The organism is Fodinicola feengrottensis, from assembly GCF_010993775.1.
GTDB classification, from domain to species: domain Bacteria; phylum Actinomycetota; class Actinomycetes; order Mycobacteriales; family HKI-0501; genus Fodinicola; species Fodinicola feengrottensis.
In genome coordinates this window covers 16,035-38,098 of the sequence record NZ_WOTO01000015.1, presented here as the reverse complement: position 1 = coordinate 38,098, position 22,064 = coordinate 16,035, and the positions used below count along the sequence as shown (strand labels likewise).

General features: G+C 67.0%; 20 protein-coding genes and 7 pseudogenes. 21 read left to right on the top strand and 6 right to left on the bottom strand.

Translation table 11 applies throughout. The features are described from left to right. Positions 1-7: 7 nt before the first annotated feature. The gene (yczE, locus tag GNX96_RS15790; protein ID WP_279580476.1) at positions 8-631 is read right to left on the bottom strand and encodes a membrane protein YczE; all 624 of its coding nucleotides are present in this window, start codon (positions 629-631) and stop codon (positions 8-10) included. Between the two features lie 62 nt (positions 632-693). Here yczE and yczR point away from each other — a divergent pair, with 62 nt between their 5' ends. The 7 genes and pseudogenes from yczR (at position 694) to GNX96_RS15755 (ending at position 5,163) form a co-directional block, all read left to right on the top strand. Continuing rightward, positions 694-2,151, top strand: coding sequence for a MocR-like transcription factor YczR (gene yczR, locus GNX96_RS15785; RefSeq protein ID WP_163568665.1), 1,458 nt, complete (start codon positions 694-696; stop codon positions 2,149-2,151). 91 nt (positions 2,152-2,242) lie between these two features. Then, positions 2,243-2,896 carry a peptide-methionine (S)-S-oxide reductase MsrA gene (gene msrA / locus GNX96_RS15780; RefSeq protein ID WP_279580475.1) on the top strand — a complete coding sequence of 218 codons (654 nt, stop codon included), beginning with the start codon at positions 2,243-2,245 and terminating at the stop codon, positions 2,894-2,896. 61 nt (positions 2,897-2,957) lie between these two features. After that, a complete protein-coding gene (locus GNX96_RS15775; RefSeq protein ID WP_279580474.1) occupies positions 2,958-3,248 on the top strand; it encodes a type II toxin-antitoxin system Phd/YefM family antitoxin in 291 nt (96 codons plus the stop codon). Between the two features lie 3 nt (positions 3,249-3,251). After that, entirely contained in the window at positions 3,252-3,773 is a 522-nt protein-coding gene (locus GNX96_RS15770) for a type II toxin-antitoxin system RelE family toxin (RefSeq protein WP_163568663.1), read from the top strand. A gap of 211 nt (positions 3,774-3,984) precedes the next feature. Then, positions 3,985-4,161: a hypothetical protein gene (locus GNX96_RS15765; protein ID WP_279580473.1), complete on the top strand. Its 177-nt coding sequence runs from the start codon at positions 3,985-3,987 to the stop codon at positions 4,159-4,161. Positions 4,162-4,207: 46 nt separating this feature from the next. Next, positions 4,208-4,636: pseudogene (locus GNX96_RS52160) on the top strand (DUF222 domain-containing protein). Beyond that, the gene (locus tag GNX96_RS15755; RefSeq protein WP_390624020.1) at positions 4,609-5,163 is read left to right on the top strand and encodes a DUF222 domain-containing protein; all 555 of its coding nucleotides are present in this window, start codon (positions 4,609-4,611) and stop codon (positions 5,161-5,163) included. The pseudogene GNX96_RS52160 and the gene GNX96_RS15755 overlap by 28 nt, the downstream one beginning before the upstream one ends. 156 nt (positions 5,164-5,319) lie before the next feature. On the opposite strand, the gene GNX96_RS15745 is transcribed toward GNX96_RS15755, so the two are convergent. Further along, on the bottom strand, positions 5,320-6,633 hold the full coding sequence (locus GNX96_RS15745) for a DUF4037 domain-containing protein (protein WP_279580472.1): 1,314 nt from the start codon (positions 6,631-6,633) through the stop codon (positions 5,320-5,322). A gap of 123 nt (positions 6,634-6,756) precedes the next feature. Here GNX96_RS15745 and GNX96_RS15740 point away from each other — a divergent pair, with 123 nt between their 5' ends. The 5 genes and pseudogenes from GNX96_RS15740 (at position 6,757) to GNX96_RS15725 (ending at position 10,471) form a co-directional block, all read left to right on the top strand. Beyond that, positions 6,757-7,212, top strand: a complete 456-nt coding sequence (locus GNX96_RS15740; protein WP_163568660.1) for a universal stress protein — start codon at positions 6,757-6,759, stop codon at positions 7,210-7,212. Beyond that, the gene (locus tag GNX96_RS15735) at positions 7,212-8,216 is read left to right on the top strand and encodes an adenylate/guanylate cyclase domain-containing protein (RefSeq protein WP_163568659.1); all 1,005 of its coding nucleotides are present in this window, start codon (positions 7,212-7,214) and stop codon (positions 8,214-8,216) included. The genes GNX96_RS15740 and GNX96_RS15735 overlap by 1 nt, the downstream gene beginning before the upstream one ends. 204 nt (positions 8,217-8,420) lie before the next feature. Further along, positions 8,421-9,750, top strand: a pseudogene (gene lat / locus GNX96_RS15730) (L-lysine 6-transaminase). A 124-nt stretch (positions 9,751-9,874) separates the two neighbouring features. After that, positions 9,875-10,000, top strand: a complete 126-nt coding sequence (locus GNX96_RS52155; RefSeq protein ID WP_279580471.1) for a hypothetical protein — start codon at positions 9,875-9,877, stop codon at positions 9,998-10,000. 114 nt (positions 10,001-10,114) lie between these two features. Then, positions 10,115-10,471: an O-methyltransferase gene (locus tag GNX96_RS15725; protein WP_390624029.1), complete on the top strand. Its 357-nt coding sequence runs from the start codon at positions 10,115-10,117 to the stop codon at positions 10,469-10,471. Here GNX96_RS15725 and add read toward each other — a convergent pair. Then, positions 10,414-11,270: pseudogene (add, locus tag GNX96_RS15720) on the bottom strand (adenosine deaminase). The gene GNX96_RS15725 and the pseudogene add overlap by 58 nt on opposite strands. A gap of 399 nt (positions 11,271-11,669) precedes the next feature. Between add and GNX96_RS15715 the strand changes: the two are divergent. The 5 genes and pseudogenes from GNX96_RS15715 to GNX96_RS15695 all read left to right on the top strand — a co-directional run. Beyond that, positions 11,670-12,572, top strand: a pseudogene (locus tag GNX96_RS15715) (cytochrome P450); the annotation flags it as partial. Positions 12,573-12,661: 89 nt separating this feature from the next. Then, positions 12,662-12,853 carry a hypothetical protein gene (locus tag GNX96_RS63650; RefSeq protein ID WP_390624019.1) on the top strand — a complete coding sequence of 64 codons (192 nt, stop codon included), beginning with the start codon at positions 12,662-12,664 and terminating at the stop codon, positions 12,851-12,853. Continuing rightward, on the top strand, positions 12,850-13,740 hold the full coding sequence (locus tag GNX96_RS67240; protein WP_279580468.1) for an SDR family oxidoreductase: 891 nt from the start codon (positions 12,850-12,852) through the stop codon (positions 13,738-13,740). Before GNX96_RS63650 ends, GNX96_RS67240 begins: the two co-directional genes overlap by 4 nt. A 194-nt stretch (positions 13,741-13,934) precedes the next feature. Beyond that, positions 13,935-14,285 carry a Rossmann-fold NAD(P)-binding domain-containing protein gene (locus tag GNX96_RS15700; RefSeq protein ID WP_163568657.1) on the top strand — a complete coding sequence of 117 codons (351 nt, stop codon included), beginning with the start codon at positions 13,935-13,937 and terminating at the stop codon, positions 14,283-14,285. Then, positions 14,243-14,689: an FAD-dependent oxidoreductase gene (locus GNX96_RS15695; protein WP_163568656.1), complete on the top strand. Its 447-nt coding sequence runs from the start codon at positions 14,243-14,245 to the stop codon at positions 14,687-14,689. Before GNX96_RS15700 ends, GNX96_RS15695 begins: the two co-directional genes overlap by 43 nt. A 238-nt stretch (positions 14,690-14,927) precedes the next feature. On the opposite strand, the pseudogene GNX96_RS15690 reads toward GNX96_RS15695, so the two are convergent. After that, positions 14,928-16,299 (bottom strand): annotated as a pseudogene (locus GNX96_RS15690) (cystathionine beta-synthase). Positions 16,300-16,523: 224 nt separating this feature from the next. On the opposite strand from GNX96_RS15690, the gene GNX96_RS52150 reads away from it, so the two are divergent. After that, complete coding sequence (locus GNX96_RS52150; protein ID WP_279580467.1) at positions 16,524-17,222, top strand: hypothetical protein; 699 nt, start codon at positions 16,524-16,526, stop codon at positions 17,220-17,222. After that, complete coding sequence (locus GNX96_RS15685) at positions 17,138-18,667, top strand: N-acetylmuramoyl-L-alanine amidase (RefSeq protein ID WP_279580466.1); 1,530 nt, start codon at positions 17,138-17,140, stop codon at positions 18,665-18,667. The genes GNX96_RS52150 and GNX96_RS15685 overlap by 85 nt, the downstream gene beginning before the upstream one ends. A 70-nt stretch (positions 18,668-18,737) precedes the next feature. Here the strand turns inward: GNX96_RS15685 and GNX96_RS15680 are convergent. Further along, a pseudogene (locus tag GNX96_RS15680) lies at positions 18,738-19,987 on the bottom strand (IS701 family transposase). A 278-nt stretch (positions 19,988-20,265) separates the two neighbouring features. After that, the gene (locus tag GNX96_RS15675; protein ID WP_163568655.1) at positions 20,266-21,105 is read right to left on the bottom strand and encodes an MmyB family transcriptional regulator; all 840 of its coding nucleotides are present in this window, start codon (positions 21,103-21,105) and stop codon (positions 20,266-20,268) included. Between the two features lie 104 nt (positions 21,106-21,209). Here GNX96_RS15675 and GNX96_RS63635 point away from each other — a divergent pair. Together GNX96_RS63635 and GNX96_RS52140 are read left to right on the top strand one after the other, a co-directional pair. Then, positions 21,210-21,530, top strand: a pseudogene (locus tag GNX96_RS63635) (NAD-dependent epimerase/dehydratase family protein); the annotation flags it as partial. A gap of 163 nt (positions 21,531-21,693) precedes the next feature. Beyond that, on the top strand, positions 21,694-22,053 hold the full coding sequence (locus GNX96_RS52140; protein WP_279580464.1) for an NAD-dependent epimerase/dehydratase family protein: 360 nt from the start codon (positions 21,694-21,696) through the stop codon (positions 22,051-22,053). Positions 22,054-22,064 lie beyond the last annotated feature (11 nt).

Here is a 22,064-nt window from a genome sequence, read left to right as displayed (position 1 = left end):
GTGAAGGCTACGACGCGACATGCTCAGGTGCCGGCTCGGGTGCGGTGATCTTCATCAGTGGCAGGAAGAAATGCACCAGCGGGCCGATGGCCAGCGCGTACGCGAGCGTGCCCACTCCCACCGAGCCGCCGAGCAGGAAGCCGACCGCGAGCACCGCGATCTCGATGCCCGTACGCACCAGCCGGATCGAGCCGCCAGTACGCGCGACCAGCCCGGTCATCAGGCCGTCCCGCGGTCCCGGGCCGAGGCCGGCGCCGACATAGCAACCGGTGGCGAACCCGCAGAGCACGATCCCGCCGGCCAGGAAGGCGATCCTCGCCGGCAGCCCGGACGGGGCCGGCAGCAGCGCCAGCGACACGTCGACGGACACCCCGACCAGCACCACGTTGCAGAGGGTGCCGATGCCGGGCCACTGCCGAAGCGGGATCCAGCCCAGCATCACCACCGCGCCGACAATGATCGTGATCACCCCGAAACTGAGCCCGGTGTGCTCGACCAGGCCCTGATGGAACACGTCCCAGGGATCCAGGCCAAGCTGCGCCCGGATCATCAGGGCGGAGCTCAGTCCGTAGAGCGCGAGACCGACGAAGAGCTGAACGAACCGGCGGGTCCGGTGGTCGGATGGCAGCATGTCGATCATTGTGGGCAGAAAGTGGCCTGCAAATCTTGGGCCACCTGTGCGACAGTGGTCTGATGGTGACCGGGATCATGCTGAGCAAGGTGCTCGGCGAGTGGTGGCATCGGGGCGACGGCCCGGCGCACCGGCAGCTCGCCGACCGCGTCCAGGTGCTGGTGTTGGACGGCCGGCTGCCGCTGCGTACCCGCCTGCCCGCCGAGCGGGAGTTGGCCACCACGCTCGGGCTCAGCCGCGGCACGGTCACCACCGCGTACGACGCGCTGCGTGAGTCCGGTTTCATCGCGAGCAAGCGCGGCGCCGGCAGTTGGGTGGAGTTGCCGGCGCGGCCCCGGCAGGTCACTCCGTCGTGGTCTCTCACGCCGTACGGCGGCAGCGTCGCTGACACCTTTATCGACATGGCGCACGCGGCGCCCGGAGCGCCTACCGGCGACCTCTATCCAGCCGTCCAAGCCGCGGTCGCCCGGCTGCCCGAATTCCTGCCGGCGCACGGCTATTACGGCAACGGCATCGAGATGCTGCGCGGCGCCATCGCCGACCGCTACACCCGCCGCGGGCTGCCCACCCGGGCAGACCAGATCATGGTCTGCGCCGGCGCGCAGCACGGCATCTCGCTGGTGCTGGCGGCGTTCGTGGCGGCCGGTGACCGGATCGTGGTCGAGCATCCCGCCTACCCGGCGATCTTCGACGCGATCCGGCAGGTGAGCTGCCGGGCGGTGCCGGTCGCGCTCACCGCGCTGGGCTGGGACCTGGACCTGGTGGAGGCCACAGTGGCCCAGACCGCGCCCCGATTGGCCTACTTCATCCCGGACTTCCACAACCCAACCGGTCTCTGCATGGACGCCGAGCAGCGGATCCGCTTGGCCCGGCTGGCGCACCGCCGCCAGACCCTGCTGCTGATCGACGAGTCGATGGTCGAGCTTGGCCTGGAGCATCCCGCGCCGCCCCCGGTCGGCGCCGGACTTCCGTTGTCCGTACAGGAAAATCTCGTCCATCTCGGATCCACCAGCAAGACCTTCTGGGGTGGGTTGCGGGTCGGCTGGATCCGCGGCCAGTCCGAGCTGCTGCACCGGCTGGCGGTGGTACGAGCCGGCACCGACCTCGCGAGCCCGGTGCTGGAGCAGCTGATCACCGTGGAGCTGCTGGAACAGGCCGACGACATCCTGCCGCGCCGCAACAAAGAGCTTGCCGACCGTCGCGACCAACTGACCGCGCTGGTACGCGAGCGGTTCCCGGGCTGGTCCGTACCGCATCCGCCGGGCGGTTTGAACCTGTGGATCGACCTGGCCGCGCCGGTCTCGTCGATGCTGGCGCTGACCGCCGGCCGCTACGGCCTGCAACTCGCCGCCGGCCCGCGCTTTGGCGTCGATGGTGCCTTCGAGACCCGCCTACGACTCCCGTACACACTGAATGCCGAAGACACCGTCACCGCCGTCGACCGGCTGGCCGCCGCCGCGAGCGGCATGGGCGCGCGCCCACGCGCGCCGTCTGTCGCACCGGCCACCGGCCTGGTCTGAGCCGCCGCCCAGGTGTGCGGGTGGCGCTCGTACGGAATCATTGGGGCCGGGCCGTGGTTGACCAGTATGGGTCCGCTAGGAGGAAAAACAGATGTTCGGATTTCGCCGCAGCACCATGGTCGAGCCCGCCGACGCACTGCCCGGCCGGCCGGAACCCATAGTCGCGCCCGAGCGCCACACCGTGCTCGGCACCCCGTTGACCGGCCCATGGCCGGAAGGCCTCCAGGTCGCCGTCTTCGGGATGGGCTGTTTCTGGGGAGCCGAAAGGATTTTCTGGCAGATGCCGGGGGTCTACTCGACCTCCGTCGGATATGCCGGTGGCTACACACCTAACCCGACGTACGAGGAAACCTGCTCCGGCCGTACGGGCCACACCGAAGCGGTCCAGGTCGTCTATGACCCCGCCAGGGTGTCGTACGAGCAACTGCTGAAGGCGTTCTTCGAGAACCACCCCGACGCAGGGCAACCGGCAGGGCAACGACGTCGGCAGCCAATATCGCTCCGGGATCTACACCACCACCCCCCCGAGCAGGAAAAGGTCGCCAAGGTCACCCTGGACGCGTTCCAGCCGATCGTCACCGCGAGCGGCCACGGCCAAATCACCACCGAAATCAAGCCGCTGGACACGTTTTACTACGCCGAGGACTACCACCAGCAGTATCTGGACAAGGTTCCCAACGGCTACTGCAACCACGGCCCCAACGGCCTGTCCTGCCCCATCGGTGTAGCCAAGCTGGAGAGCTAGCGTCCGCCTAGAGATTCTGTACAGACATCTGTATAGTTTGGCTATGGCCATCCTGCATGACATGCATGAGCTGAGTGTCACCGAAGCAGCTCAGCGAGGAGTGGCGGGCCTGGTGGCCGATGCCGAAGGGGGCACAGACCTGGTCGTGACCCGGCGGCATGAGCCGGTTGCCGTGGTCGTCAGCATCGGTCGTCTTCGCGACCTGGAGGAAGCCGCTTCCGACCTGCGCGATCTTGCCCTGGTCTTGGCGCGGATGGGTACAGACTCAGGTCGGCGGACCTCCTTTGACGACGTGCTTGCGGCCTTCGGGCAGACTCGCGAGTCGCTAGCGAGCCTGCCTGAAGAGCAGTAACCGATGGCCGAAATTTCCTTTACGGACGCGGCAATCGACGATCTTCGTCATATTGGACCTGGAGCCGTACCAAAGATCCTCAAGAAAGTTCTGCTACTGCAGGACAATCCGGAGACAGGGCATCCACTGGGCGGCGAGCTGACCGGCTATCGCAAGCTGGTAGTCGGCAGAAACACATGGCGGATCGTCTATCGCATCACCGCGGAGAAACGGGTAGAGATCTGCGAAGTCTGGGCTGTCGGCGCCACCGCGGACGCGGAGATCTATGCAGAGGCCACCACCAGAGTCCGCGCGGCGAGTGACCGGCCGGAGTTCCTCCCACTGGCCGAGGTCATCGAGCGACTCGGCCGCCTGTCCGCCGGCGACCTCACCGCCGTCAAGCAGGAGACAGCAGGTGAACCAGTGCCGGACTGGCTCGCTGACCGCCTGGTCCACACGGCCCGCGTCCCACGCGAGCAGGTTGCGGCGATGAGCTTGGAAGCAGCCGTCGACCGCTGGACCGCGTTCACATCCAGTAAGCGGTAGCGTTTCCTGGGAATGGCTGGATAGAAGCATGATCCACAAGGACATTCCGGTGACCTGTTTCTTATCCACAGAAACGAAATCGGCGACCAGACCGTCGGCGACAGCCGGTAAAAAATCGGGGGTTATGAGCAGAAAATGAAGGCGACCGGAATTCACCGACCCGAACAAGCAGCCGTGGCGCACCATGCCGCCCAGCTGGGTTCCTCTGCAGATGCTGGAGGAACTCGACCGGTACGGCCGGGCCGACGCTGATACCGCGCTGGCCGCGGTCGAGGCGCTGGATAAGGTGATTTCGTATACGCAGGCGATGCAGATGCGGTTCATGGACCGCTTTCACCAACGCCCGACCCGCCGTCGGTGCACCCTTCTCCAAATACGCGGCCGGTGAAATCGCCGCATCACTGACCTGGAGCCTGTCAGCGGCCCAGAAGCGGTTGAATTTGGCGTACCAACTGGTCCATGAGCTGCCGGGCACCATGGCTGGGATGTCTCACGGTGACCTTGACCTGCGTAAGGCGTTCACGTTCGCGGACCAGGTCGGCCACCTCTCACCCGAAGACGCACGGAAAGTCGAAGAATAGGTCCTACCCGGCGCCGACTCCAAGACACCTCGATCGATCCGGGACAGGGCCCGCAGGGAGGTCATCAAAATCGACCCAGCCGCCGCCGAGGCCCGCCGCAAGAAGCTGGTCTCCGAGAGGCGAGTAGAAAAGCAGCCCTGCGAAGACGGCATGGCTCTGCTCGGCGCGTTCCTGCCCGCCGAGTCCGCGGAGGCGATCTACCGCATCATCGACACCATCGCCCGCAGCCTCAAAACCAAAGACGAGACTCGGACGTGGACGCTTTGCGAGCGGATGCGTTGACCGATCTGTGCCTGGGCGTGCCCAGCAACGTACGCACCAAAATCGAACTCCGCGTCGACGCCACCACCCTGATGGGCCTGGACAACAACCCCGCGATCCTGAGTGGATACGGGCCGATGACCGCGCAACGCGCCCGCGAACTCGCCGGCGACGAAAACAGCGAATGGTACCGAATCCTCACCGACCCCGTCAGCGGTGTCGTGATCGACCACGGCCGTACACGCTACCGCCCCACCAAAGCGCTACGCGACCTGGTCAACGCCCGAGACCAACGATGCTGCGGACCCGCCTGCAACCGGCCGGCGGCGACCTGCGAATTCGACCACACCACCCCCCCCCCCTTCCGCGACCCGGAAGGCAAAACCGCGTACGACAGCACCGGACCAGCATGCAAATTCCACAACGACATCAAAGAACACGGCTGGACCGTCACCCAACCAACACCAGGCCGATTCCTCTGGACCAGCCCCACCGGACGAACGTACGACGTAACCCCCAACGACGAATACCCACCACCACCGTTCTAGTGAGGCTTCGCCGATGCCCAAAGCGGGCGTTGGGGTCCGAGCAGGAGGGACGCAGATGATCAAGACCAGCGTGGATATCAATATGGATAGGCTTGGGCAGGCGAAACAGATCTTCTGCACCGAAACTATCCGTGACACGATCGATGCCGCGATTCGTCAGGTCATCAGGCGAGCCGCCGGGCAAGATCTGGTGTCACTGGCCGAGAGCGGCGCCTTCGACGCTCTCCTGGAACCTGGCGCGGAGGAACGTCTGTGGGGATGACGAGGTACCTCGTTGACAAGAGCGCATTGGCACGCCTGCATATCCCGGCGGTCCGGGATGTTCTTACGCCGATGCTCGACCGAGGAAGAAATAGTCGGAAATGGGCCGCATGACGCCGACGCCGAGGGGAGCGCAGGGCGTTCAGAGGCCCAGTGCCGGAGCGAGGGCTCGACAGCGGGGAGGTGCATGAGTACGTCGGTGCTGTCGACGGCTTGGTCGATGGAGCCGGACAGGGAGCCGACCGTGCCGTCCGATCGACGGCCCAGCCGAGCAAGCAGCGCGAGCACTTCCGGATCGGTGATCGCGCTGGTCAGCGTCTCGGTGAAGCGTTCGGCGTCGAGCACCCGTACGTCCCGGTCGTGGAACTGGCGGGGCGCCGGGTCGATCTCGGTGGCGAGGCCGAGGCGGTTCGTGGCGGCGGCGAGCAGGCTGGCGGCGGCGCAGACGGCGGCCTCACGATCTCGCCAGTTCTCAGCATGCAAAGCGTCTCTCAACGGCGGTCCGACGGTTTTCGCCAGCGGTAGGAGCGAAAACGCGGTTCCCAGCCACTTGCTGTAGGGCGCCCACCGGCGCTCGATGAGAAATGCCAACAAAACCAGGTCGCGTACGACCCGAGCCGCGACGATCGCGCTGCCCAGGTCGTCACCGACCCCACCGGTACGGCCGACGAACGCCTCCTGCTGGCCGACCCGCAGCCACTGAGCTGCCAGCACGTACCGCCACACGTCGTCCGGATACCACCGCAGCTTCGACTGCCGAGCAGTCAAGATTTCCAGCGGGTCATGGAAAACAACGCCGTCGACGAGGGTCGCCAGTCGCTGGGTCGGGGACAGCAGCCAGTTGGCCAACGTCAATGCGTCGACCGGGTCGAACCCGAGACGGGCGGTGAAGAAGGCCGGCGCGGTGGTCACCTCCACCTGGTGCGGCGGCTCGCCGCCGTGCCGGTCGATGTCGACGTACGCGACCGGCATGCCTTCGAAAACCGCCGGCAACGCGGTCAATGCCTTCTCGACAGGGTCGGGATCCACCTCCGTGGGCAGGAAAATCTGCGCGCGAGGCCCGAAATCGTGATCGGTCGATACCACGTCGTCGAAACCGAGCACCTCCGAGCCGTCGCCCAGGAGCGCGGCCGCGTGTGGCGTACGAGCCAGCAGCGGACCGACGATCGATGGATGGTAGAAACGCCGACTCAGCTCACGACCGGACATGCCTCCACGCTAAGCCCGCTGACAAGCCAATATCGGCTGGCACGAGGTCGGCGGGCCGGCGAACGTACTCGGCGGTAAGGTACGGACCCTGATCCTTTGCCGTGGCCGAAGGGGTGCAGCCGAATGAGCGCATACCAGACCATTGTGGTGGGCACCGATGGCTCCGAGACGTCGTTGAAGGCGGTCGACCGGGCCGGCGAGATCGCTCGCGCCGGCAAGGGCGCCAAGCTGGTCATCGTCTGCGCGTACGTGCCGTCCGAGCCGCGCGACGTGGACCGGGCGCAGGACGTGCTCGGCGACGACGACGCTTACCAGATCGTCGGATCGACGCCCGCCGAGGACACGTTACGGACGGCCGCGGACCGGGCGAAAGCGGCCGGTGCGCTGGCCATCGAGACGATCGCGGTCCGCGGCGAGCCGGTGAAGTCGCTGAGCGCGGCGGCCCGCAAGCACCACGCGGACCTGCTGATAGTGGGGAACCGTGGCCTCAACACCCTCGCCGGCCGGATCCTGGGCTCGGTGCCGTTGGCGGTCACCCACCGCGCCGAGTGCGATGTGCTGATCGTCCACACCACCTGATGGGGACCGGCGAGCTGGAGACCGGCGCCGACGCGATCGCGGTGCTCGAGCAGGTCCTGCTGGGCGGCCCGCACCGCTACTCCCGGAACCAGGTCGCCGCGGCCGCCGACGTGCCGCTGGAGCGCGCGAAGCGGCTGTGGACCGCGATGGGTTTCGCGAACGTCGGCGACGACCCGGTGGTTTTCACCGACAGCGACGTGATGGCGCTGAAGCTCTGGGACTCGCTGATCGACGGCGACCTGATCCCGGGGAGCGATGAGACCACGCTGGCGCGCGCCATCGCGCAGGCCTTCTCGCGGCTCGCAGACTGGCAGGTGCAGCTTTTCCGCGGTCTTATGGACCAGCGCGGCAACGATGTGGCCGCAGGTGTGGCGCTGGTCGAGGAACTCATCATCCCGGTCGTCGAACGGCTGCAGTCGTACGTCTGGCGGCGCCAGCTCACAGCGGCGATCGGCCGTGCACTTATGGAGACCGGCGACGACCTGGCCACCAGCGAGATGGCGGTTGGCTTCGCGGACATCGTCGGCTTCACGTCGATGACCCGGCGGATCGGGAAGGCCGAGCTGGCCACCCTGCTGGAGGATTTCGAGACCGATGCGGCGCTCGCGGTCACCGAGAACCGCGGCCGCATCGTCAAAACCCTCGGCGACGAGGTGCTCTTCGTCGCTGAGAGCCCGGCCGACGCCGCCGAGATCGCGCTCCGGCTGACCGACCCCGCACGCGAGCAGGACGGCCTTCCCCCGCTGCGGATCGGCCTCGCGTACGGGAGCGTGCTGCATCGCTTCGGCGACGTCTTCGGCTCCGTCGTCAACCTGGCCAGCCGGCTCACCTCGGTGGCCCGCCCGGGCACCGTGCTGGTGGACCGGGAGCTATCCACCCTGCTGCAGCAGCAGAACGACACGTATTCGCTGCGCTCCCGCCGGCCGGTGTCGGTCCGCGGCTATCCGCACCTGCGGTCCTGGGTGCTTCGCCACAACGACTCCTGGCAGAGCCTCAACAGCTGACCGTGGCGCCGGCGCCAGCCGGACGACCTTTTGTCGATCATGAAATTTGTGCCGGTTTTGTCTGGATTCTCGGCGCGTACGGCTGCAAGGTTTCCTTGATCCATTGTGGCCAGCCCTCTCCCCTGGCGACGGATGTTGCTTAAGACGTACCCTCTGAAAGGAATTCTTGCGGACACTCGCCCGGATGGGGGGAAATTTTCAATCATGACGGCAACCATTGGTACGGCCATCGCACCCGCCGACGTACACGACAAGTTGGCCGAACATCTGCTGACCGACGGCTTCAAACTGGTGCTGGACACCCGGGCGAGCCAGGGCTCGTGGATCGTCGACGCCCGGACCGACGAGCGCTACCTGGACATGTACACGTTCTTCGCGTCCGCGCCGCTGGGTCTGAACGTACCGGGCGTCGTCGAGGACCCGGAGTTCATGGGCCTGCTGGCCGAGATCGCCGCGAACAAACCGGCCAACCCGGACATCTACACCACCCATCTCGCCGAGTTCGTCGAGACGTTCGTACGGGTGCTGGGCGACCCGGCGCTGCCGCACCTGTTCTTCGTCGAGGGCGGCGCGCTCGCGGTGGAGAACGCGCTGAAGGTCGCCTTCGACTGGAAGAGCCGACGCAACGAGGCCGCCGGCCGCTCGCCGGAGCTGGGCAGCAAGGTCATGCACCTCAAGCACGCCTTCCATGGGCGTACGGGCTACACCATGTCGCTGACCAACACCGATCCCGGCAAAACCGCCCGCTACCCGCAGTTCGACTGGCCGCGGATCGACGTGCCGGCGCTGACCTTCCCGGTCACCGACGAGGCGCTGGCCGCGGTCGAGGGCGGCCGAGAAGCAGGCGCTCGCGCAGGCCAAGGCGGCTTTCGAGGCCAACCCGCACGACATCGCGTGCTTCATCGCCGAGCCGATCCAGGGCGAGGGCGGCGACAACCACATGCGCGCCGAGTTCCTGTTGGCGATGCAGGACCTGTGCCATGACTACGACGCGCTCTTCGTTCTGGACGAGGTGCAGACCGGCGTCGGTACGACCGGCAAGCCGTGGGCATACCAGCACTTCGGCCTGGAGCCGGACATCGTCGCCTTCTCGAAGAAGGTCCAGGTCGGCGGCGTGATGGCCGGCCGGCGAGTGGACGAGGTCGCGGAAAACGTCTTCACCGTCAGCGGCCGGATCAACTCCACCTGGGGCGGCGGGCTGGTGGACATGGTCCGCTCCCGGCGCTACCTGGAGATCATCGAGCAGGACGGCGTGATCGAGCAGGCCGCGCAGCGCGGTGAGCAGTTCCTGGCCGGGCTGCGCGAGCTCGCCCAGACGCACCCGATCAGCAATGTCCGCGGTCTTGGGCTGATGGTCGCGTTCGACCTGGAGAACGCGGACGTACGGGACGACGTGCTGACCCGGCTGCGCAACGACGAGCACGTGCTGGCGCTGCCCAGCGGCGAGCGGGCGATCCGGTTCCGGCCGGCGCTGACGATTTCCGCGGACGAGCTGGAGTTCGCCTTGACCGCGCTGGAAAAAGTCCTCCCGTAACCGTGTTGCCAATGGGCTCGTTGACTGCATTTTGAGGGGGGCAGTCAACGGGCCCATTGGCATGAGCACGGAGAAATCTCACAGAGTGGGAGCGGCGTACAAAAGCGGCGGGAAGATGAAGCGCATGGACGACGCGCGCAGGCAGCTGCTGAACAAGTTGTACGACGAAGGTCGCGCATGGGACGGCAAGGAGCCGGATCGGCTGAAGCGGCGGCGGAATGTCGATCCGGGCGCGGCGGCTTTTTTCTGATCACCCTGATCCGGGCGATCCCGGCGCCGCGAGTGCTGGAAATTGGTACGTCCAATGGTTATTCGACGATCTGGCTGGCGGACGCGTGTGCCGCGGTCGGCGGTCGGCGGTCGGGTGACCACAGTGGACACCGACCCGGTCACCCAGGCCGACGCGGCCGCGAACATCGCCGCCGCCGGCCTCGCCGACCGGGTGGACCTGAAAATCGCCGACGGCGGACAGTTTCTCGCCGACCTCCCGGACGACTCGGTCGACCTGCTTTTCCTGGACGCCGAGCGGACCGAATATCCGCGCTGGTGGCCGCATCCGCTGCGGGTGATCCGCCCGGGTGGGCTGCTGGTCGCGGACAACGCGACCTCGCACCCGGACGAGATCGCCCCGCTCGCGAAGCTGCTGGCGGACGCCCCGAACTGCTATTCGACGCTGGTGCCGGTCGGGTCCGGTGAATTGGTCGCAGTGCTCGACAGGTAGTTGTCGATCTCCGCGGTCAGCTGGTTTTTCGTTGACACATCGGCGAAAGACGCGGACACCGCGTTTTTGGCCAGGGCCGCGACGCCGGCCGCGTCGAGCGAAAGCAGGTCGGCGGCCACCTCGTACTCATGAGTGAGCGTGGTGCGAACATCGGTGGGTCGTCCGAGTTGATGGTGACCAGCAGGCCGGCCTCGACCATCCGCGGCAGCGGGTGCTGGGCGTACGACTCGACCACCCGGGTGCACACGTTCGAGGTCGGCGACACCTCCAGCGGGATCTGCCGCTCGGCGAGATGCTCGACCAGCTTCGGGTCCTCCATGCAGTGCGTGCCGTGCCCGATCCGCTCGGCACGCAGCAACGTCAGCGCGTCCCAGATCGTCTGCGGCCCGGTCGACTCACCGGCGTGCGGCACCGAGTGCAGGCCGGCCGCGATGGCCTGGTCGAAGTACGACTGGAAGGTGCCCCGCGGATGCCCGATCTCCGGCCCGCCGAGCCCAAACCCCAGCAGCCCGTCCGGCCGCTGCCCCAGCGCCGCCGCCAGCGTGACATCCGCGCTCGGGATGCCGTATTCGCCGGGGATATCGAAAATCCACCGCATCTGAACGCCGAACTCGCGGGCGGCGATGGCTCGTACGTCCTCGATGACCGCACACAGGTCCTGGGTCGCGATGCCGGCGAGGAAGTGCGTGTACGGCGTGACCTGCAGCTCGACATAACGGACCTGCTGCGCGGCGAGGTCGCGCGCCACCTCGTACGTCAGCAGGTGCAGGTCCTCGGTGGTGCGGATCAGCGCGACCACGCTCTGGTAGACCTCGATGAAATGCGCGAAGTCGCTGAACGTGAAGTAGTCGGCGAGCGCGGCGCGGGTCAGCCGGCACCGCGGTGGTGCCTTCGTGGCGGGCGGCGAGCGCGGAGACCGCTCGCGGCGAGGCCGACCCGACGTGGTGTACGTGCAGCTCAACCTTCGGTAGGCCGGCGATAAACGCCTTCAGATCTGTCATGGCCGAACATTACCATCACCGTGTCAATCTTTCCGTCAGGCTGCCCATAGCGGGCCTCACGGACGCCAAATGGGCGATCACTTGACACGGCCGCGTCAGACTGCCCTCTCGGACACACTCTCTTGACGCTTAACCACTACGGGCATAGTGTCAACGTATCACTACAACCGTAGTATTACGTCCTTGGAGAGGTTGGGATGAACATCGACCCAGTGTTCGGAGCTGACAGGTACGCGCGATACGCGAACCTCCGCGCGGACGCACCGGTGGAGCGGATCAAGACCCCGCCCGGCACCCCTGGCCCCGCCGAGTTGTGGCTGGTCAGCCGGCACGACGACGTGGTCGCCGCACTGCACGACGCCCCCCTGCACCTGGAACAGCCGCCGCAATATCAGTTCGGCATCCGTACGCTGCTGAACACCGATCCGCCCGACCACACGCGGTTGCGGCGGGTGGTCAGCGGCCTGTTCACCCGAAAGCGGATCCAGAGCCTGCGGATCGCCGTCCAGGCCATTGCCGACGACCTGATCGACCACCTGCCGGCCGGCGAGACGATCGACTTCATCGAGCGGTTCGCGGTGCCGCTGCCGATCACGGTGATCTGCCAGATGCTCGGCATCCCGGCCGACGACTGGCGGCTTTTCCGCGAGTGGACACCGAAAATCTTCAACACTGACGAGGAGTCGGTGACCACCCGGCCGGCCGCGGTGGCCCAGCTGATCCAGTACATGGGCGGTTTGGTGCGGACCAAGCGCGACCATCCGGCGGACGACGTCACGACCACGGTGATCCAGAACGGCAAGGACGTACTGTCCGAGCAGGAGCTGCTCAGCACGCTCATGTTGCTGCTCATCGCCGGCCACGAGACCACCGTCAACCTGCTCGGCAACGGCCTGCTGGCGCTGATCCAGCACCCCGACCAGCTGGAACTGCTGCGGTCGGACCCGGCGCGTACGCCGGACGCGGTGGAGGAACTGCTCCGCTACGACAGCCCGGTGTCGCACGCGACCATCCGATACGCGAGCGAGGACCTGACCATCGCCGGCGTACGGATCGCCGCCGGTGAGGGCCTGCTGCTCGCGCTCGGCTCGGCCAACCACGACCCGGCGCTGGTCAGCGAGGCGGACGACTTGAACGTACACGAAACGGCAACCAGCACCTGGCCTTCGGACAGGGCCTGCACTACTGCTTGGGCGCGCCACTGGCCCGACTGGAAGGCCAACTCGCGTTCGACACGCTACTGCGCCGATCCTCCGAGATTTCCCTTGCCGTGGAACCAAAAGAGCTGCAATGGCGGATCAGTCCACTGATGCGCGGACTGCACGCGCTGCCGATCCAGCTCAGCTCGATCGCGCCGGCCGAACTGGCGGCGACCGCATGAGCATCGCGAACGACGACTCCCCGGTCGTACTGGTCACCGGCGGCGGCTCCGGCATCGGCCGGGCAACCGCCCTGCTGCTCGCGCGCGAAGGGTGGCGGGTGGTGGTGACCGGACGCCAGGAAGACACCCTGTGGGAGGTCGCCGACCAGAACCCGAACATCCGCTCGATCACCTCGGACCTCGCGTTCGCGGACCGGGCGACCGTCTCGGTCGACTTCGCGATCAGCGCGTACGGCCGGCTGGACGCCCTGGTCAACAACGCCGGCATGCACGTACGAATGCCGACCGAGGAGACCGATTTCGAGGCGATCACCGAAATGCTCGCCATCAACCTGATCGGGCCGGCCCGGCTGGTGACCGCCAGCATTCCCCACCTGGCCAAGACTGGCGGGTCGATCGTGAACGTCTCCAGCGCACTCGGCCAACTGCCGAGCCTCGCCAGCGGTTTTCTACGGCGCTTCCAAAGCCGCCCTCGACTACCTGACCAGGAGCTGGGCCAGCGAGCTCGCGGACCGCGGAATCCGGGTCAACGCGGTGGCTCCGGGCCCGACCGACTCCGGTCTGTTAGAGCGGCTGGCCCCGGCGGGCCAGCTCGCGGACATCAAGAAGCGCGAAGCGGCCCTGCTGCCGCTGGGCCGGCTCGGCGACCCGGCCGAGGTGGCCGACTGGATCCACCGGCTCATCGATCCGGCCGCGAGCTGGGTCACCGGACAGGTTTTCACCATCGACGGCGGAATGACCGTGACTTCCGCGCGGAAGGACTCCCCCTCATGACCGGCAAGCGCATCCTCATCATCGGCGCCGGCATCGCCGGCCTCGCGCTCGCGACCGGCCTGCGCCGGCGCGGCGCGTCGAAGCGGTCGTCGTCGAGGAGGCCGCCGAACTGACCGCCGTCGGCCTCGCGATCACGCTGTCCGCCCGGCATTACGCGGCGCTGAAGCTGCTCGGTTTCGACGATGCGCCCACCTGGCCGCACCACCGCACCGAACGCAGTTACCTCATCGACGCCGATGGCGGCCACATCCGCTGCAGGACCGGCGTCCTGAACTCGGTCTTCAGTCGTACGGGCCTGCAACAGGCCATGTTGGCGCCGGTCCGCGACCTTGTTCGTACGGGCGTGAAACCAGTCGAGGTCGACGACCGCGGCGACGACGTACTCGTCCGGTTCGACAACGGCGACGAGCAGGTCTTCGACGCCGTCATCGGCGCCGACGGCATCGACTCGTGGACCCGTACGGAGGTCCTGGGCGGCCCGCGCCCCACCTACACCGGCGTCGCGATCACCAGGTTTCGCATTCCCAACAGCGAAAAAATCGACTACACCGGCATCCGTACCGGCCCGGGCGCGCTGCTGGGCTTCAACACCCCCCGGACGGCGACCTGCACATCATGGTCTTCCTGCCCGGTGAGCCGGACAACCGCCGCGAACTGACGGCACCGCAGATCGCCGATCTGTTCCCGGACGCGATCGGGCCCTGGCAGACCGTACGAGAGGGCTTGACGTCCGAGGTCGAAGGCATCTACGTCAACGTCAATCAGGTCGAAACCGACGAGTGGGTCCGCAACCGCGTCGCCCTCATCGGCGACGCCGCGCACGCCATGAGCCCGACCCTGGGTCAGGGCGCCGGCGTCGGCATCGAGGACGCGGCCCTGCTGGCCGACCTGCTGACCATGCCCCACCTGCCCGTCCCGCTGGCCTTCAGCTCGTACGAACGCGCACGCCAGCCGGTCGCCCGCGAGGCCCAGGCCAACGCGCGAACGGATGGCGCTGGCCCTGACCTCCGCCGACCCGGAAACCCGCCGTACCAGCCTGCCCGCCTAGGGCGTGTCTCCTAACTCCAGGTGGATGAGGGTCGAGATCCAAGCGTTGGCTGCCGGTGCCGGGCGGTCACCTTCATACCGTTGTTGTATGGGGGTGATCGCCCGGTGCCGGCAGCCGACGCTTGGGCTTGGCCCTCGCCGCCTGGGGTTAGGAGACACGCCCTAATAGCGGTTTTCGTTGTTAGTTGGCCCGTACAGAAGAGACACTCTGTTATGCGCGGGCCAACTAACCAAGATCTCGTCCCGTCAGGTGCTATTCGTGGACGAGGTAGCCGAGCACGTCCTGCCGCGTCAGGACGCTGGTCGGCAGGCCGCCGTCGTGCACCAGCGCGGCGTCCGCCTTCTCCAGAGCGTGGATCGCGGCCTGCACCGGCTCCCCCACTCCGATCATCGGCAGCGCGGCCGACATGTGCTTCTCCAGCCCGTCGGCGAGCTGCGCCCGACCGCTGAACAAGGCGTCCAGCAGATCTCGCTCGACGACCGTCCCGACCACCTCGGCGGCCATCACCGGTGGCTCCTGGCTGACCACCGGCAGCTGCGACACCCCGTACTCGCGGAGAATGTCGATCGCCTCCCGTACGGTCTCATTGGGGTGTACGTGGACGAGCTCAGGCAGCTTGCCGCTCTTGCGGGCCAGCACGTCCCCGACCGTGACATCGGCGCCACTGCCGAGAAAACCGTAGTCGGCCATCCAGTCGTCGTTGAAGATCTTGGACAGGTAGCCGCGGCCGCCATCGGGCAGCAGCACCACGACCACGTCGTCCGGACCGGCCTTGCGGGCCACTTCCAGCGCGGCGACCACGGCCATCCCGCATGAGCCGCCGACCAGCAGGCCCTCCTCGCGGGCCAGCCGGCGGGTCATCAGAAACGAGTCGCGGTCCGACACCGGCAGGATCTGGTCCGGCACCTTCGGGTCGTACGCGGTCGGCCAGAAGTCCTCGCCGACGCCTTCCACCAGATAGGGCCGGCCCGAGCCGCCGGAGTAGACCGAGCCCTCCGGGTCGGCGCCAATCACTCGTACGCGCCCATCGGAGATTTCCTTGAGATAGCGCCCGGTGCCGCTGATCGTGCCGCCGGTGCCGACGCCGGCGACGAAATGTGTCACCTTGCCATCGGTGTCGTCCCAGATCTCCGGGCCGGTGGAGCGGTAGTGCGACTCGGGGCCTTCCGGGTTGGAATACTGGTCGGGCTTCCAGGCGTCCGGGATCTCCTGCAGCAGCCGGTTGGAGACGTTGTAATACGACTCCGGGTTGTCCGGCGCCACCGCGGTCGGGGCGACCACGACCTCCGCTCCGTACGCCCGGAGGACGTTGATTTTGTCGGTGCTGACCTTGTCGGGGCAGACGAAGACGCACTTGTAACCCTTGCGCTGGGCCACGATGGCCAGCCCGACCCCGGTGTTGCCACTGGTCGGCTCCACGATGGTGCCGCCGGGCGGGCTTGAGTTCGCCGGATGCTTCCGCGGCCTCGATCATCCGCAGGGCGATCCGGTCCTTCACGCTGCCGCCGGGATTGAAATACTCCACTTTGGCCAGCACGGTCGCGGAGATTCCGCTGGTGACACTGGAAAGTCTGACCAGCGGGGTGTTCCCCACCAGGTCGACGAGAGAGTCGTAGACGCGCACGACGCGACGCACCCTTCGATCAAAAAGGCGGGACCGGCCACTATGCCGGGACGACCGCTAGCTCCGAGGATACTGTCCGCCGCACCGGCGACTACCGCCCCGACCTGCGCAAGCGTGCCCGTCCGGCCTCGGACACGTTTTCCACACAACAGCCCATCACTGGTCGAAACGGGCAACCCCTCCAGTAGGATCCTTTCGCTCACGCCCTTGTCAACGGTTAGTTATTGCCGTCCTGGAGGCTTTCCGATGCCCCGACTCCGCCCGATCCTCGCCGCCGCGACGGTCGCCGCCCTCGCGACCGTGCTGGCATCCCAGCCGTCTCGGCGGCACCACCGCCCGCTGCCGGCGACCGGCAGCAGGCCTTCGCCGCGGCCGCTCAGCACTACGGCGTACCAGAAACGGTCCTGCTCGGTGTCTCGTACCTGGAGTCGCGGTGGGACGACCACGCCGGCTCGCCCAGCTCGTCCGGTGGGTACGGGCCGATGAACCTCACCGACGCGCGGTACGTGGTGGACCACGCGCCGGCCGCCTCCGGCTCCGGCTCCAGTTCCGCCTCCAACTCCGGCTCCGGCTCTGGCTCCGGCGACTTCGGCGATGACCCGCGCGGCGACGCGAACCGCCCGGCCGGCCCAGCCGCGCGCGCCCGTGTCGGGCGCCGGCCTCGACGCGCCGGCCCTGCGCACGCTCCCCACGGCCGCCAGCCTGACCGGCATCGGCGCGGACCGGCTGCGGACCGACCCGACCGCGAACATCGCCGGCGCGGCCGCACTGCTGGCCAGTTATCAGCACGCGCTCGACGCACCGGCGACGGGGAACGGCCGGCGACTGGTACGGCGCGGTGGGCCGCTACTCCAGCGCCACCACGACGGCCGGGGCGAAGGAATTCGCCGACCAGGTCTTCGACCTCATCCGTACCGGCATGAGCCGGCAGACCGTGGACGGCCAGCAGGTCACCCTCGCCGCCGCCCCGGGCGTCTCGCCGGCCACCGGTCAGCTGGCGGCACTGCACCTGAGCGCTCCCGCGGCCGGCACCACCCAGCCGGATTGTCCGTCCACTTTGGACTGCGACTTCATTCCGGCGGCGTACCAACAGACCGGGACAAGCAAGGAGGCGTACGGAAACTACGACCTCGCGAACCGGCCGTCGACGTCGAAAATCCAGTACATCGTGATTCACGACCAAGAGGGCTATTACAACGGCACGGTCAGCTGGTTCCAGAATCCGGCGGCCCAGGCCACCTCGAACTACGTGATGCGCTCCAGCGACGGCCATATCACTCAGATGGTGCCGACCAAGGATGTCGCGTGGCACGCCGGAAACTGGTACGTGAACACCCACTCGATCGGCATCGAGCACGAGGGCTTCGCGGCCGCCGGGGCCACCTGGTACACCGAGGCGATGTATCGCCAGTCCGCGAAACTGGTGCGTTATCTGGCTCAGCGTTTCAACATTCCGCTGGACCGTCAGCACATTATCGGCCACGGCAACGTTCCTGGCCTGTCGACCAACAAAATTCGGGGTATGCACTGGGATCCGGGACCGTTCTGGGACTGGAACCACTACCTGGACCTGCTGCACGCCACCCCGCGTCAGGACCGGCACGGCGGCCTGCTGACGATCGCGCCGAACTTCGCCACCCAGCAGCTGCCGGTGTCCGGCTGTGACACCTCGGGCAGCGGCACGCCGTGTGCGGCACAGGGCAGCAATTTCGTCTATTTGCGTACGTCCCCATCCGCCGACGCGCCGCTGGTCACCGACGTCGGCCTACACGCGGGGCCGGCGACCACCGACATCGCCGACTGGGGCGCCCGCGCCGAAGCCGGCCAGCAGTTCGTGGGCGGCGGGGCGGTCCGGCGACTGGAGCGCGATCTGGTACCTCGGCCAAAAAGCCTGGTTCCTGAACCCGCGCAGCACCCCAACGGCGTACTCGTCGGCCGGCTTCGAAATCACCCCGCGGCACGGCCTGGCCAGCATCCCGGTCTACGGCAAGGCATATCCAGAAGCGGCCGCGTACAACGGCAGTCCCGTACCGGTCCAGCCCGACGACGCCCTCGCCTACACGATCGCGGCCGGCCAGCGCTACACCCTCGGCGAGTGGCGAGTGTCGACGGATTACTACTACGCCCCCGACAATCGACTCGTCGTATCCCGGCGACCACACCGTCGTCACCGGCCACACCCGCTACGTGGAGATCCAGTACAACCACCGCATCGCGTTCGTACGCGCCTCGGACGTACAGGTGCTGCCGGCGATCTCTTTCTGACCTGCCCTGTGGAAAAGTCTGGGCTCCCAGGCTTTTCCACAGATTGGTCTCCGCGGCGGCGTTTCCGCACTTTTTTCTGCAAGAATTAGTAGTACTTTGTTAGGTTCGTAGAATTTGGTGGCAGGTATGGCATGCGCCGGCCCAGGTGGCGAGGATGTGCTGGATTTCTCGTATTATTTGGTAAAGGGTTGGGGGTGGGCCGGCGCTGGTGCTTTTTGGTTGGTGAGCCTGGTTTTGGTGATGAACAGGTGTGCCGCGCTGGTGAGGGTGACGTGGTGGTGCCAGCCGAGCCAGGATCGTCCTTCGAAGTGGTCGAGGCCGAGTCCGGTTTTGAGTTCTCTGTAGTCGTGTTCGATGCGCCAGCGGATTTTTGCGAGTTGCACGAGGGTTTTCGGTCGGGTGCTGGGGTGGAGGTTGGATAGCCAGTATTTTGTGGGTTCTTCTTCTTTTGGGGGCCATTCGGCGATCATCCAGGTGATCGGTAGTGTGCCGTCCGATTGACGGGGGATGTGGCGGTTGGCGGGTCGGACTTGGATGATGACGTACCGGGAACGAAGTGGACCGATGGTGCCTTTGCGCCAGGTGATCGTCTGCGCGGCCTGGGTTGAGGCACGTATCGCGTGTTGCTTGAGGCTGAGGGGTTTGGTGCGGTAGCGGGCTGTCGGCGGGCGACCGGACCCGGAATAGGGCGGCATATCGGGTTCGGTGTCCACGGCGTGCGCGCCGGTGTCACCTTTGACGCCGACGACATAAGACAATCCACGGTCGGTCAGTGCCGTGCGAAAATCGCCGCAGTCACCGTAGCCGGGGTCCGCGCATATCACGCCGGGGCGCAGGCCCCATTTCGTTGTTTCGTCGATCATTTCCAGTGCCATCCGCCATTTTTCCCGGTGTCGTTCGGTTGCCGGGATTTTCGCCGCGGCTCGTCGCGCCGCGACCGTCTCGGCATCACCGTCGTCGGCGAGTGAGTCGTCCCAGCGCTCAGGCACGAACAAGCGCCAGTTCACGGGTACCGACGCCACGTCGGTGGCCAGGTGAAGGCTGGCGCGACCTGGCAGTTCCCGACCTTGCCCAGGCTGCCGCTGTACTGCCGCGCCACACACGGGGAATGCTTGCCGTCCTTAGGAAACCCGGTGTCGTCCACGACCCACGCCACCGGGTCGACCAACTCCTGGGCGAGCCGCGCGATTCGCGCGCGAACCGGCTCCACCGGCCAGGTCGAGGACGACACGAACTGCTGAATCTGCTGGTAGTCCACGCCGACCCGCTCCGCCATCGGCCACATCGACTTACGCCGACCATCGGTCAACACGCCACGCAGATACGCGCCCGCTTTCACCCGCTGATCCGAACGCGGCAACGCGCCAAAAACATCCAGCACGTACCGCTCAAGATCCTGACGAATCCCGCGCTTCAGGTTCATGCCACACATTGTCCCGAATAACAACAAAAACTCCGACTCGACACGCCGAAACAACCTAACAAAGTACTATTAGGCCCCCGCCCTTTAAAGGGCGGGGGGTGGGTACGTGGGTTTTAACGTTACGTAAGTAAGCGCGCGCGCGTGGTAAGCGCGTAGAAGCAGACACGCGTACGCACACAAATCGGCGCCGCCTGAGAAAACGCGCCGAGTGCGGGACTTTGTCCCACGCTCAGCGTCGAGTGCGGGATAAAGTCCCGCACTCGACGGCAAACCCAGCCCTACACGGCGGTGGTCTGGGTGCCCAGGACGCGCAGCAGCTCCAGAGCCTGTTCGGCGCTGCTGCCGGGAGCGGCGGAGTGGACGATCAGTTTCTGGCCGGCTTCGGGCAGGTGGAACATTTCGCAGGCCAGCTCGATCTCACCGATTTCCGGGTGGACGAAAGTCTTCGTCATCGAGCGGCGCACGGTCACCTCATGTTCCTCCCACAGTCGGGCGAATTCGGGGCTGCCGGCGCGCAACCGGCGGACCAGCTCGGGGCCGCGGCGGTCGCCAGGGTGGGCGGCGACGGCGAGGCGCAGGTCGGCGACGTGACTTCGCGCGTTCGCCTCGCGGTCGCGGACAGCGAGCCGGGGACGGCCAGAAGGTGGACAGAAGAAGAGCAGGTGGACGTTGCGGTCGGCGTCCGCGAGCTCCGAGTAGTCGCTGCCCAGAGCGGCCGCCACCGGGGTCCACGCGAGGATGTAGCCGAGGTCGTCGAACACGGACGCGGGCAGGTCCCTGAGTCGGTCGAGCATCCGCAGAACGCCGGGGCGTACGTGGTCCGAAGTCATCCCGAGCCGCGGCGCCTCCTCGCCGACCAGGTGAAACAGGTGATCCCGCTCGTCGTCGGTCAGCCGCAACGCGCGCGCCAGCGCGGCCAGCAGCTGCCGGGACGGCCGCGGGCCACGAGCCTGCTCCAGCCGCGTGTAGTAGTCGCAGGACATGCCAGTAAGCGCGGCCACCTCCTCCCGACGCAATCCAGGCGTACGGCGTCGCCGACCGGCCGGCAGTCCCACTGCGTCGGGCTGCAGCGCGGCCCGCCGGCGTCGGAGGAAATCGGCCAGGCTCGGAGCGTCCATAAGAACCCATCTTCGCGAGTTACGCCCAGCTCAGCCAGGGATCGGCAATCCCAGCCTTAGCAGGCCTCTGCCGGCACCGACCGGCTCGCCGCAGTGTCGTACCCATGACCACATTGATCACCGGGGCCACCGGCAAGGTCGGCAGCAGGTTCGCGCGCAGGATGCTCGCCGCCGGCGAACCAACCCGACTGCTCGTACGCAACGACAACATCGACCTCCCCACCGACATCGCGGTCGCGGACCTGCGCGACGAGGCCGCCGTACGCAAATCACTCATCGGCATCACCGCGATCGTCCACATCGCCAGCTCCTTCCGGGCCTGGTCGCCGCAGGAACTGACCGACACAGACATCGCCGGCACCGAAATGCTGGCCAACGCGGCGCTGGACGCCGGCATCACCAAATTCGTCTACACCAGTACGAACCTGGTCTACGACGGCTGCGACTACGGCCGCCCGGCGACTGAGGACGACCCGGTCGGCACCGACCTGTTCGGCTATCCCTCGGCCCAAGGCCGAAGCCGAGCGGCGGCTTCGTACGCTGCACCAGACCCGCGGCCTGGACCTGCGGATCGTCCGGCTGCCCTTCGTGTACGGAGACGGCGACCCACATGTCACAGACGCGGTCCGGCTGGTCGCCGACTGGCCGGCGCATCAGCGGATGACCACCGGCCACCACGCGGACGTGGGCCAGGCGCTCTTGCGCGCGCTGCGTGCCGAAGGAATCGCCGGCCGTACGTACAACCTGTCCGACGATGCCCCGATGACCATTTTCGAGATATTCCAGCTGCACGGCATCGAGCTGCCCGAGCGGGCAGAAAGTGCGGACCGTTCGGTGGAGGCGCGTCCGTGGCTACACACCGTGAGCACCGCGCGGATCCGCCGTGAGCTTGGCTTTCGCCCCCTCTACCCGACGGTAGCCAGTGCCGCGGAGGCCGGCGCACTTTAGTGCATCTCACG

Excerpts from the sequence above, each read along its gene's own strand:
- yczE (WP_279580476.1), bottom strand. The coding sequence starts at position 631 with ATGCTGCCATCCGACCACCGGACCCGCCGGTTCGTTCAGCTCTTCGTC.
- yczR (WP_163568665.1), top strand. The coding sequence starts at position 694 with ATGGTGACCGGGATCATGCTGAGCAAGGTGCTCGGCGAGTGGTGGCAT.
- msrA (WP_279580475.1), top strand. The coding sequence starts at position 2,243 with ATGTTCGGATTTCGCCGCAGCACCATGGTCGAGCCCGCCGACGCACTG.
- GNX96_RS15775 (WP_279580474.1), top strand. The coding sequence starts at position 2,958 with ATGCATGAGCTGAGTGTCACCGAAGCAGCTCAGCGAGGAGTGGCGGGC.
- GNX96_RS15770 (WP_163568663.1), top strand. The coding sequence starts at position 3,252 with ATGGCCGAAATTTCCTTTACGGACGCGGCAATCGACGATCTTCGTCAT.
- GNX96_RS15765 (WP_279580473.1), top strand. The coding sequence starts at position 3,985 with ATGCTGGAGGAACTCGACCGGTACGGCCGGGCCGACGCTGATACCGCG.
- GNX96_RS15745 (WP_279580472.1), bottom strand. The coding sequence starts at position 6,633 with ATGTCCGGTCGTGAGCTGAGTCGGCGTTTCTACCATCCATCGATCGTC.
- GNX96_RS15740 (WP_163568660.1), top strand. The coding sequence starts at position 6,757 with ATGAGCGCATACCAGACCATTGTGGTGGGCACCGATGGCTCCGAGACG.
- GNX96_RS15735 (WP_163568659.1), top strand. The coding sequence starts at position 7,212 with ATGGGGACCGGCGAGCTGGAGACCGGCGCCGACGCGATCGCGGTGCTC.
- GNX96_RS52155 (WP_279580471.1), top strand. The coding sequence starts at position 9,875 with ATGGACGACGCGCGCAGGCAGCTGCTGAACAAGTTGTACGACGAAGGT.
- GNX96_RS67240 (WP_279580468.1), top strand. The coding sequence starts at position 12,850 with ATGAGCATCGCGAACGACGACTCCCCGGTCGTACTGGTCACCGGCGGC.
- GNX96_RS15700 (WP_163568657.1), top strand. The coding sequence starts at position 13,935 with ATGTTGGCGCCGGTCCGCGACCTTGTTCGTACGGGCGTGAAACCAGTC.
- GNX96_RS15695 (WP_163568656.1), top strand. The coding sequence starts at position 14,243 with ATGGTCTTCCTGCCCGGTGAGCCGGACAACCGCCGCGAACTGACGGCA.
- GNX96_RS15675 (WP_163568655.1), bottom strand. The coding sequence starts at position 21,105 with ATGGACGCTCCGAGCCTGGCCGATTTCCTCCGACGCCGGCGGGCCGCG.